Raw genomic sequence first — 11,988 nt, 5'->3', positions numbered from 1 at the left:
ATTTGAAATCGATACCTTACATCACTTCTTTCAAATCATCAAAATTGTCGGGTCTTTTAAGATGAAGAAAACATAAAAATTGTTCTTTGAAAACAAACAAGGTTGCGGAGAAGCACTAGAGCCTCATTGAGGTAATTTGGTCGCTCTGCTCTAATAAATGCTTACATCTTTTAATGACAATTTCTTGATACTTCTTTAAATAGGTTTCTTCTTTATCATTAATCAAAGTAAGATTGATTTCTTCTTGCAATGCAGCAGTTAACTTGCCAATCAAATATTTTAAACGTTTAGCCACTAATGATCGGGGCAGCTGGCATGTATCTGAAAAATCAGCTAACTGATAGGCATTTATATTATCTTCTTCAAATTCATCTCCTAATGCCATCGCCAAGTCATGCTCAAATTCAGGATACATTTTAATATTGACTAAATCATAAAATGGAGCCAGTGAAATACCGTTAGGTCCTTTGACTTTTGCCTAGATACACATCTAAGACCAGCTTATCTCCAACCATTTTCATCCTCACCGTTATCCACCCACGGTTTTATGTAAAGATTTATTCCCAAACCAGAGCAAATTTGTAATACACTTGCCAACTGAGATTTCGATTGCCCATGCTCGATTTTCATAAAGGTTTCTTTGGCGACACCGCATAAAGCAGCCGCATCCTCCAATCGTAAATTACTTTGAGTTCGACGTGCTTTAATGACCTCCCCTAACAATTCTGCGGTTAATGGCTGCTGAAGATTTGGAGTCTTTAATTTTTTAATTTGCTTGGCCATATATAATCCTACTAGGATAGACTTTATATTAGAATTTCGAGCTAATGCCTTATTAATCCCATTATAATAGGATTAATTACAAAAACACAATAATTTTAAATAAAATCCTAAAATAATAGGATTATTAAGGATGTATCTTTAATTCCTCAAAGACTTCTGAAATTGCAAATCATCTCCGATGACTCAAGATAGAGTTCCACGATGAGTGGGTCCTACGTCGTCAACAATATCTGTAAAATTTTGTGCAGGTGGTTTTTTATAAAACCCAGGGTTGTAATTAGATTCTACTGATAACCTAGAACTCACAAGCGTTGAAACCGTTGATATTAATTCAGATCTTTCCGCCTTTAATTGTTTAACTTTTTTCTTAAGTTTAGAATTTTTTCGCTTGTATTTTTCTAATTCCTCGTCTTTTTGATTATTAACAGACGATTGATTTTTATCTAATTTACTCCGTTTTCTATCTCTTTTTTCATTTTTAGTTGAACCATCAACTGAAGCTTCACAGCCTCCTCTTTTTTTTGTGCTGTTAACAAACCCTGTCGTTGTTGCGGTTGGATATGAGGATTTGATGGAGTCGGATACCCTCAAACAGGCTACGTTTGAACAAACAGAAATATTTGTTGGAATAAGATGAAGGAAAGTTAAATATTTACGATGAGAGATTTTTAACCATACTACGGTTGAAGGGAGTGCATCAATATAGGTTTTAAAGGTTTCTTCATCCATTGGGTCTTTTAGAAATGCTTTCATGAAACAAACATGTTCTACTGTTTGGGGAATAACTTTTAATTGCTCTGGCCTTACACCCTTCTTAACATAGATAGTATCATCAATGGGAGGTCTACGATTCTTCAAGCTTTCTTTGTCATCATTAGGGCCTAAAAACGATATTTGCGCGTTTTCATAGCGCTTCTGATAAAGTTTATAGTAATTAGCTAAATATGAACTCTCTTTTTTTTGTTTCATTTTAAATCTCTGTGAAAATAAAAGGTCCATTTTAAATGAAATTTGCCATATAGGCTAACATTTTAACTACCGAGCAAACTGTGATGGGTTATTGAAAGAAGAAATTGCTAAGCTTAATAACGCTTACGAAATTTGCATCAACTTATGTGAATCATTGTCCAAATATCAGATTCCAGAAACAATAAATCATTGTGATTTCCATGAAAATAATATGGTTTTTCAGCAAGAAAATGGACAGATTAGTATCATTGACTGGGGAGAAACTGTTGTCGCTCATCCCTTTTTTTCTTTAAATGGCTGTCTCTGGAATCTTAGATATTTTCACCAGATCAAACCAAGCGATCCGAGCTATAAAAATTTACAACAGCAATGTATTTCCCCCTGGCTAAATTTATATGAAGAGAATGATTTATTAGAGGCTCTAAAAATTGCCGATCAACTCAATGGAATTTTTGCAGGATTAAGTTATAAACGGATTTATGAGGCGACGATGGAACAATCTCGTACAGTACAACAAGAACACCCTGGTTCAATAGCCGGTTGTTTAAGATCCTTCTTGGAATTAAATTATAAAAAGCATCGATAACGAATTATCGATGCTTTTATGACCAAAGATCAATGCCTTGACGCATCCTGATAGTATTCATTCATTGTACGAACCCAAACAGGAGAAGTCATATCTGGCCAATGATTTTTATCAAATCCTGGTGAATTTTTTAGCCGCTCTTTATCCATGGTAATCAAAAATTTTCCTTTAGTAGGATTGTAATCAAAAAGATGCCATGGCATTGCAAATAGCTTATCACCCATGCCCATAAATCCACCAAAAGATAAAACAACATATGCAATTTTACCTGATAATTTATCTATCATGAGTGCTTCTATTTTTCCTAAATTTTCATCTTGTGCGTTAATAACATCAACGCCGATAACATCGTCTGCATTTACTATTTGATGATGCATGTTTCTCTCCTTGTGAGTTTTAAATCCATATAAATTGCATTCACAATATTAAGATTAGACTAACCTCAAGTAAAAAACATTTTTCATCCCATAGTATAAGCTAAATCCATTCTTTTATTTTGGTCATTTTTCCAATAATAATTCGTAGCTTAATCTGGTATAAACATGTTCAATAATTATTTTTATTGTTACTAGAAAGGGAACCGAAATTATCACTCCATTGACCCCCCATAACTCACTCCATACAAAGATGCTTAATAGAATAATTAAAGGATTTAAATTTAAACGATTACCTAAAAAAATAGGTGTAATAATCTGCCCCTCAATGACACTTAATAAAAAGTAAATAATAGGAGGGGGTAGAATATTATAATAGGAATCGTAAGTGATTAATGAAATAAAGCTGATGATTATTATACCTATTAAATGGCCTATATAAGGTATATAAGTGAGTAACATTGCCATGACACCCCAAACCAGAGGATTTGGAAAGTCTAGCAACCAAAAACAGATAGCAATTACAGCACCTAATCCTGCACAAATTATAGAGAAAATTAGCATGTATTTAGATACTTCATTTTTTAAATGATATAGAAAATCATTTTTCTTTATTGTTTTTTTTCTTTTATAAATTACTCTTTCTAGATTACGGATGAACGATTCAAAATAAACTAAGAAAAAAAATAAAAAGATGAGCACAGTGAATATCAATATTATTATATTTGAAGTTAAATTAAATAAAGAGATACCAAGGCTAGTATTAGAAGTAGCAACTTTAACTTCATTTTTTTGAGTTTCTTCAGCAATCTCTTGTGCTGTTTCAGCGGCTTTATTAATCTTCCATAAAGATTTTTTAATGAATTGAAATTTATGTTCGATAATTGAGAAATTTTTTGGAGCATCCTGAATTAAATTAGCAGCAGGTTGTACAATAAAAGTCGTCCCCAAGCTAATTATACCTAAAAATGCTAGCACAATTAATATCGAGCCAACTACTTTAGGAAACTTAGCCCTCTCCAACCACTCCACAATAGGGTTAAATAATAAATATAGAAAAAAAGAAAGTAGTAGAGGAAATAAAATTGATTGGGAAAATTTTATGGCCGTAATAATAGCGATAATGGCTAAAACTTTCACTTCCCACCGAGAGTTTGCAATGTTCAATTAAGTCCTTTAAATAATTGAAGCGATTATTAATATTAAACAGTTAATTAAAAAGAGTAAAAAGATAATTCAATGCTCCGCTTTTCTCAACGCGGCATTCCAAATTGGATTTAGGAAAGCAAAAAATTTCTTTTGCCCGGAATAAATAGCTCATTCAATAATGATAACCTGAAATTTAAGACTACTTCTAGATGCCAACTCATGTATTACAGCGATAAAGCATTAACCTATTACAGGAGTTTTAATGAAAAAAAGGATATTGAGTGCTTTTTTATTAATGAGTGGGGAACTAGGATATGCCAATCAGTTAAGCGATGATTTAAATCTATTTTCCACTTTTTCCTCCTTCTATGCCCCTACTTTTTTTGTCCCTAGCATTACATTTTCTGGCGATAACTCGTGTAATGGTGCCGCATGCCCTGCAAGCCCCGCTTCACCCTATGCTTCGGGAGGAGAGATATCTATCGGGGTCAACAATGTTGGTAGTCTGACAATTCAAGATGGCGCAGTAGTCAGTGCCAATAATGGGATAAATATTGGCTTAAACGTTGGCAGTAATGGTACAGTCACCGTAACCGGTGCGGGATCCACATGGATAAATTCCAGTGTAAGTTCCGGTCTAACTGTTGGCAATTCAGGTAATGGTTCTCTGACCATCTCAGACGGTGGCGCAGTAAATAATAGCGCAACTGGAAGCATCGGAACCTCTTCTGCAAGTGATAGCATAGTCCTTGTAACTGGTGCAGGTTCAACCTGGACAAATTCTAGAAATCTTTTTATTGGTAATTTAAGTAATGGCAGACTGACTATCGAAAACGGCGGCTCAGTAAGCAATGCAAGCGGATTTATCGCGGCATCAGGAGGCAATGGTACTGTTACTGTAACTGATATCGGCTCAACCTGGACAAATTCGACCGCCCTTCAAGTTGGCACGACTAGCACTGCTGTACTGAATATCGACAATGGTGGTTTCGTTAATGTGAGCACCATAACTACGATTGCATCACAAGCTGGCAGCCAAGGTACCTTGAATTTGAATAGCACGGCTGGCGTTCAAGGAATTTTGGCAACAACACAGCTAGTGGGTGGTAATGGAACAAGAGCAGCTAACTTTAATGGCGGGATCTTACGCGCTAAAGCAAATCAAACTAATTTTATCACTGGTTTTTCAGCGGGAGAACTGCAACTTTTAGCTAATGGATTAACCATTGACTCCAATGGATTTAACCTAGTCACTAGCGCTGTGCTTTCTGGCACGGGAGGTCTTACCAAACAAGGTGCGGGAATCTTAACTTTGTCGGGTAATAATTTATACAGCGGCGATACTATCATTTCAGCCGGTACTTTAGAACTTGGTGGAGGCACCACCAGTGGTAGCGTAGCTGGAAATATTGTGAACAATGCCACGCTGCAATTCAGTCACACTAACGACTTGAGCTATTCTGGAGCTATCAGCGGCACAGGAAATGTTATTCAAGCAGGAACTGGTACCGTTATTCTATTAGGTACTAATAGCTATAGCGGTCTGACAACTATTTCATCGGGCATTTTGCAGATTGGTGATGGGGGTACCAGTGGTAATATTAGCGGCGATATTGCTAATGATGCCGGGCTGGTATTTAATCGCGCTGACAATTTAACTTATGCTGCTGCGATAAGTGGCTCAGGTTCAATGATTCAATCAGGAGCAGGCAAGCTTATTCTCACCGGTAATAATGGCGCCTTCACAGGAATCACCAGCGTTCAAAATGGTACTTTAGAAGTTAACGGTACTTTAGGTGGCAATCTACTTGTCACTTCTTTAGGTATTTTAGGAGGTACAGGCACGTTAAATGAGCTTACCGTCAATGGTATTATTGCGCCAGGTCATTCGATTGGTACCTTGACTATAGCGGGTAACTACACACAAGCACCAGGCTCTGTCTATGAGGTTGAGATCAATCCCCAAGGTCAATCCGATTTAATCAATGTCAGTCAAACAGCAGCCATCAACGGTGGAGCAGTTGAAGTGGTTAAAGAAGCTGGGATCTATATACCTGGTACACGATATACCATTTTAACGGCGGGAGGTGGTGTCAGTGGAACTTATACCAATCTCTCTCAGGCGAACCTACCCTTTTTGAATTTATCGCTTAACTATGACAATAATCATGTCTTTTTGGATATTGCACGAAGTCTCATTCCTGGCTCCCTACTCCCCTTTCCTAATCCTATCCTCACTAGTCCTACAATAGTGCCTTTTGCTTCTGTGGCGATTACTTCAAATCAAATAAATACGGCCAATGCCGTAGAAAGTTTAAATCCCTTAGACCCTGTTTTTCTCTCGGTTTTAAACGCTCCAGATGAACAAAGTGCTAGATACGCGTTTGACAATTTATCCGGCGAAATCTACGTTTCAACCTTAGGTGTTTTTTTAGAAGAAAGCCGCTATGTACGTGATGCAGTATTAAATCGTCTGCAACAAGCCTTCTCTTTTCCACCCGTCCTTAGGGATGAAAAATTTGGTCATCAGCAGCAAGTATCAATGGATTCTGGACTGAGTTTATGGACAGATGGTTTTGGATCTTGGGGGCATTTGCGAGGAAATTTTAACGCAGCACAACTCAATCGTTCAACGGGAGGCAGTTTTTTAGGTGGCGACCTGCGTTTTGCTGAGGCATTGCGAATTGGGATCTTAGGTGGTTACAGTAATAGCAATTTTGCAGTCCGTGCACGAAATTCATACGGTAACAGCGATAATTACCATTTAGGTGCTTATGCAGGTACTGAGATCAATCATTGGGGATTGCGTATCGGTGGAGTGCATACTTGGCACGATATTAATCAGGCTCGCAATGTTATTTTCCCTCATTTTGCCAATCATCTTGCTTCAAATTATAACGCGCATACGACACAAGCCTTTGCCGAAGCAGGTTATCACTTGAAAGCGAAGTACTTAACCTTAGAACCTTTTGCAGGTTTAGCTTATGTAAGTCTAAATAATAATTTTTGGTATGAATCAAGTAGTCCTGCAGCCTTACAGGGTAAAGGAAATGAAGACGTCACCTACTCCACTTTTGGTTTAAGAGAAAAAGCGCAACTCTATCAAACTGAACGTTTTCTTCTAAGTGAAAAGGTCATGCTGGCTTGGCGTCATGCCTATGGGCAGGTAAATCCCCATTCAACGTTAAACTTTGCCAACGGCAGCATCCCTTTCTTAATAGGAGGGACAGCCATTGCTAAGGACTCTCTGCTAATTAATGCTGGAATCAATTTAAACCCAGTACTATCGGCACGCAATCTCTTTTTTAGCCTGGATTATTCAGGACAAATCGCTGCCAACGTAAGCGATCATGGGATCTTTGGTAGTATTAGATGGCGTATTTCTTAATACTAATTTTTTCTAAGGACCGCCACTGCGATCATATTGGCAATATTTGCACTCAGAGCAATGACTAAAGCCGTAGCAATTAAGAAAGAGCAAAATAAGCTAAAACTGAGAATAATATTTTTTATATTTGCAGCTGAATTATTGTTAATAACCAGACTAATTCTCGCTCCAACTTCTTTGAAAAACTTGTGTTTTTATAGAGAAAACCCTATTAAATTAACATAATTTATTGCTTGAATTGAGCATGCATCACAAAAATTTTCTTTAGCTTCTATGAGCTATAATTGATCTATCGATTATTAAAAAGGAAGTTGGAATGATTAAAAGTTACCTTCACCCACAGCCTGGAGCTGTAAAAAAAGCCGATGAAAATATAAGCAAGAAAAAACCCAGTAATTTAGCTGGCACCGAAATTGGAAAAAATAAATCAGAAAAAGTTAAGAAAGCCCTTCAACGAAATTTTAATAACCGCTAACTAGCGATTATTACTAATTTATTTTAACAGATTAATTAAGGAGAGATTAAAATGCCACAAGGAGATAAATCAAGCTATACCTCAAAACAAAAACGCCAAGCACATCATATTGAAAAATCTTATGAAGATAAGGGCGTTTCAAAAAGCGAAGCCGAAGAGCGTGCATGGCGAACTGTAAATAAACAAGATCACGGCGGCAAGAAGAAAAAACATTGATTTTAGCTCAGTGCGAGGAGATTCAAACTTAGGTTTATGAAGCTAATCACTCGCATTTTATTTCTACTTTCCTCTTCATAAGGTATGAGTAATGGTGAATTCACCATACGGTCACTTATGCAATACCACCAAACTCCGCACTATCGTTAAATCTTGACTTTGTTAAAAATATTGGATATTTTTTGAGCACATTGAATTCGACTTATTCTTTTTGCTATAATTAACAGTTGCAACATTAGACTGTAGAGAATTGCTCATGACAAAACCAGTAAAATCCCCGGAAATCTTATTTGATATTGACGGAACCTGTCTCGATAGTGAAGGTAAATTCAATACCAATCTATTTAAGGCAATGAAAACAATGGGGATTAATCGGGTCAATTTTTTAACATCCTTTGAGATAAGAAAATTTGGTTCCCCAGGAGAAGAAAAGAGTTTTCGCTGCTTGGTAAGCGATGAATTAAAGAAAATGGGAATTAAAACAGGTTATGTCATTGTCAATGCTTCACACTATCTAGATTTTGATGCTAATAATCACGGTAAATTAGGAAATTACTATAGTACTGTCATTGAGAAATTTGAAAGGCGCGTATTAAATTTTCACCGAAAGAATCCGAACTCATTGCTTAATTCGAGCGAGAAAGAAAAAATGATCTCGGATCAACAGAGGGAACAAGATCTTCTTAGTGCCGAAAGCAGGCTAAGAGAAAAAGCTGAAGATAAAAGAAATAAAGCAGATCTAGTCGACGAGGCCGCCGAAAACCCAGCCGCTCCAAATCCCTCTAAAATTGAAAACTATGTCGCTAAAGTAGAAGAAGAATTACAGCCCAAAGCCGACAGTTTCGACAACTCGATTGACTATAGAGGCGGCAAAGAACGAATGATTCTACATATCGTTCATCACAGTGATCTCGCCGATAACTTTATCGTTTTTGATGATAAAAAAGAAGTTATTAATCTGGCTCAACGAATGGCCACAGACGCTGAGAATTATCCTCAAGTCTACGGACGTATGCATGCCGTACCAGTCTTTATGAAGGATAGAAAACAAACTGAAGATTATTTCATTAGAAAATTAATTCAAGGCTACTCTATTGAGCAATTGAAACAATTTGTTGAGGCTCATGGCAATGAATTAAATGATAATAAACAAACCTTATTAAACCTATTAAATGCCATTCCTAAGGAACAACAGCTTGAGGAAAAACACAAAGGGATTTATGCACAGTTAGTATTAGCCTGTTGGCATCCACACGATATTGAGAATATTGTCGAATTATACGCAAAATTAGGACAGGACGATGAGCTACCGGAAGAGCTGAAGTCCTTATTTGACAAAATGATGGACACAACCCTTGATAATCCTGTTTTTCGAGTAAAGGTCCTCGATACAATTATTAGCAATCTTGAGAAAGGTAAAATCCCTCTTTACCACCAAAAGTTTATTAATCAAATAAAAGATAAAACTATAGAGCAGTTTAACTGGTCCTTTAAGGATTATGATTGGCAAGCCTTGGCTAAGTCAATTTCGGAAAATAATTGCAGTAGCCCCATAGAGCTATTACATTTTCAATCCTGTATCCAACTTGGTTTAGCTGTAGAAGGTAATCTAGAAACCGATGATTTAGTAACCTTGATGACGCGAGTTGAAAAAGCAGGCAGGTCAAAGGAATTACTGGGTGATTTAATAACGCCAACTCAAGATGAACAAGCGCTATTTGAAAATGACGATGAAGAGCAAAAAAGATACGAACAAGAAGTTAACTTCCTTGAAAAATCTAAAAAAAATATTTCTAAAACAATAAAAAAAACCGCATCTAATCCACAAAAATTTTTAGAATTACTTCGATATTACCGTGAAGTCAAATCAGCTTCACCCCAACAAGCAGCACTTAGAACTTATTTAAGAGCAGATCTTGTGCAGCAAATTATAGAAAATTTGACTGCTAATCCACCTCAACCCTGGAAATTCCTTGGCTATCCTACGCTCAGAGAAATGTGCTCCAGACTCAGGAACGAAATAGATTTATTAAATTATATAAATGTTCTTGAGCACAACTATCCTGAAGGGAGTCCCGCTATCGCTTCATTGATGATTTCATTGATTGCAGGCTATACGAATATCGATTTTTACCCCGCGGATGCTCAACTGCCGCAAATTGACCAGATCAATACTCGCAAGCATGAACTTAAGTTATTGCTAGAGTTAAATAAAAATAACCCCCAAGCTATCGATAAAATTAAAGAAAAATTCATTAAAGATAAGGACCTAGATTCTTGGCTATTTTTAATAGAGGAACTTAGAAGCAGCGCCCGATCCTTATCAGCTGATTTTGTTCCTACATTGATGAGCGCGATTGATGAGTACAATCAGGACATTGGTAATTTTGAGCATTATCATATTTCTCATCAAGCTAAGGAAGTTTTAAAACGTTTAGAAAACGAGGAGCATAAAACAGCCATTACAAAACATGCTGCTTTATGTGCACTGAGCGAAGTACCTGAGAGCTTCACTCAAGGGGAGGCAAATGAATTTATTTCTCGTCTCAATGATTCTGTAGAAATAATTCGTGAGCAGGGTAACCCTGCTGCAATTAATTATGCTAAGGAATCAGCAATAACCGTCACATTGAATGTTTTAGGAAGAATAAAAGGCGATACAGCTCTCCTACTTGCAATCGATGATTTTAGCCTTGAGTTAGAGGAGGAAGAGAACAAGGCGAAAATTGAACGCGCATTGCATAATAAGGGCCTTGCAGAATCTGCTTATCTTTTTATTAAGAATAAGGATGGAGAAATTTTTTATTATGGACAAAACTACATAGAAAAACTTAATGAAGAGAAACGAGACGCACTTAATATAGGCGAGCAACGATCTCTCACCCCAGAACAATTCGAAAAGTTTAGATTGTTATCGTTGGATGCCCAGATTGAACCTTTAGACTTAACTTTACAGGATAGCTATGAAACAATGCTCAACAGCTACCTTAATAGTCCAATGGCTTGTTATAGTTTTCTCAAAAAATCATTGAACCAAGCATTTATCCAGCAAAATTTTCTTAACAAAATAGCAAATGGCAAAGTGATAGAAGTATTGAGAGAGCATGTAAATCCAGAATTAAAAAAATATTTACCCGAACAAGAAGATCAAGATAAGCCTGTAATAAAAGAAGCTCTTTTGGTAATAGCCTATGCAGATCATATTTTAAATTCCGAGAAAAGCAGCTTAGATACCCTAGTTACTTTAGCAAAAGAAATTAGGAATCTTCCAACAGAAAAAGATGGGCAAGTTGCGGGGTTAGCAATAAAAGCTCGCGAAATTCAACAAGCCGCATTTGAAGAATATTTAAATAATTTGACTTATAGTAAGCAAACTGAAGAAGAAATAATGCAACTTCCTTATTTTAACGACAATAAGCAGGTTAATATTGAGTTGTTAGCTGTCCTGGAAGCTGCTCAAACAATCTTCAACGATGTAACTCGTTTACCTTCAACAAAAACTGAGGTTTTAAAATCCTTAGCAAGAACAGCACAAGCTTGTGTGGAACCCCAAGATCAAAATAATAGAGAACAACTGCAAGAAATGGGGAAACATTTCCAATTAAAGCCTAATCTTCAGCTCTTAGGAAAAGCTATTTTAGTGCTTTTAAGTACTCTGATAGCAGGAATAGGGTTCATTGTCTCGGCTGCTGTCGTTGTAAAACAAACACGCAATGATCTGCAATTCTTCAAAGCGCTTAATAAACCTAAGTTTAGCCCTGAGCCCGTACCTAAATCTCAACCTGAGCGTGAAGAAAATGCGAACCATCGAGATGAAGGGCAATTACCTGATTTAAAATAAGTTAGACTTTGACTCTCAAAATGCCGTGGTTTCTTCCGCGGCATCGCAGAAAAAAATTTATATATTCGTTTTAAGCCTCACTGAGCATGATTTTTTAGTCACTTATCCGACGCGCGCCGGAGTTTTTCTTTCTAATGCCGTTTTAAATTTGAATCTTCCTAATCAAAATAAATTCCATCCTTAGGTTGCTGCAGGTATTGGTGGTCG

At 36.7% G+C, this 11,988-nt stretch carries 9 protein-coding genes and 1 pseudogene; 5 read left to right on the top strand and 5 right to left on the bottom strand.

The features are described 5' to 3' along the window. Positions 1 to 115: 115 nt before the first annotated feature. From Lnau_RS04125 to Lnau_RS04115, 3 genes and pseudogenes are all read right to left on the bottom strand, one after another. Positions 116 to 466, bottom strand: a pseudogene (locus Lnau_RS04125) (HipA domain-containing protein); the annotation flags it as partial. Positions 467 to 501: 35 nt separating this feature from the next. After that, positions 502 to 783: a helix-turn-helix domain-containing protein gene (locus Lnau_RS04120; RefSeq protein WP_058503883.1), complete on the bottom strand. Its 282-nt coding sequence runs from the start codon at positions 781 to 783 to the stop codon at positions 502 to 504. Positions 784 to 966: 183 nt separating this feature from the next. Beyond that, a complete protein-coding gene (locus Lnau_RS04115) occupies positions 967 to 1,752 on the bottom strand; it encodes a hypothetical protein (RefSeq protein ID WP_058503882.1) in 786 nt (261 codons plus the stop codon). 91 nt (positions 1,753 to 1,843) lie between these two features. Here Lnau_RS04115 and Lnau_RS04110 point away from each other — a divergent pair, with 91 nt between their 5' ends. Then, positions 1,844 to 2,338: a phosphotransferase gene (locus tag Lnau_RS04110; RefSeq protein WP_083503772.1), complete on the top strand. Its 495-nt coding sequence runs from the start codon at positions 1,844 to 1,846 to the stop codon at positions 2,336 to 2,338. A 29-nt stretch (positions 2,339 to 2,367) separates the two neighbouring features. Here Lnau_RS04110 and Lnau_RS04105 read toward each other — a convergent pair whose 3' ends face one another. Then, positions 2,368 to 2,715: a PRC-barrel domain-containing protein gene (locus tag Lnau_RS04105; RefSeq protein WP_058503881.1), complete on the bottom strand. Its 348-nt coding sequence runs from the start codon at positions 2,713 to 2,715 to the stop codon at positions 2,368 to 2,370. A 123-nt stretch (positions 2,716 to 2,838) separates the two neighbouring features. Then, on the bottom strand, positions 2,839 to 3,879 hold the full coding sequence (locus Lnau_RS04100) for an AI-2E family transporter (RefSeq protein WP_083503771.1): 1,041 nt from the start codon (positions 3,877 to 3,879) through the stop codon (positions 2,839 to 2,841). 244 nt (positions 3,880 to 4,123) lie between these two features. Between Lnau_RS04100 and Lnau_RS04095 the strand changes: the two genes are divergently transcribed. From Lnau_RS04095 to Lnau_RS04085, 4 genes are all read left to right on the top strand, one after another. Then, complete coding sequence (locus tag Lnau_RS04095) at positions 4,124 to 7,249, top strand: autotransporter outer membrane beta-barrel domain-containing protein (RefSeq protein ID WP_058503879.1); 3,126 nt, start codon at positions 4,124 to 4,126, stop codon at positions 7,247 to 7,249. 316 nt (positions 7,250 to 7,565) lie between these two features. Continuing rightward, positions 7,566 to 7,724, top strand: a complete 159-nt coding sequence (locus Lnau_RS16340) for a hypothetical protein (RefSeq protein WP_157070625.1) — start codon at positions 7,566 to 7,568, stop codon at positions 7,722 to 7,724. A 51-nt stretch (positions 7,725 to 7,775) separates the two neighbouring features. Continuing rightward, a complete protein-coding gene (locus Lnau_RS16585) occupies positions 7,776 to 7,940 on the top strand; it encodes a hypothetical protein (RefSeq protein WP_058503878.1) in 165 nt (54 codons plus the stop codon). 256 nt (positions 7,941 to 8,196) lie between these two features. Continuing rightward, on the top strand, positions 8,197 to 11,781 hold the full coding sequence (locus Lnau_RS04085; protein ID WP_058503877.1) for a hypothetical protein: 3,585 nt from the start codon (positions 8,197 to 8,199) through the stop codon (positions 11,779 to 11,781). Positions 11,782 to 11,988: the final 207 nt, after the last annotated feature.

Source organism: Legionella nautarum, from assembly GCF_001467895.1.
GTDB lineage: Bacteria > Pseudomonadota > Gammaproteobacteria > Legionellales > Legionellaceae > Tatlockia > Tatlockia nautarum.
Note: the sequence above shows the minus strand (reverse complement) of the source record. Positions and strands in the feature narration are given on the sequence as shown.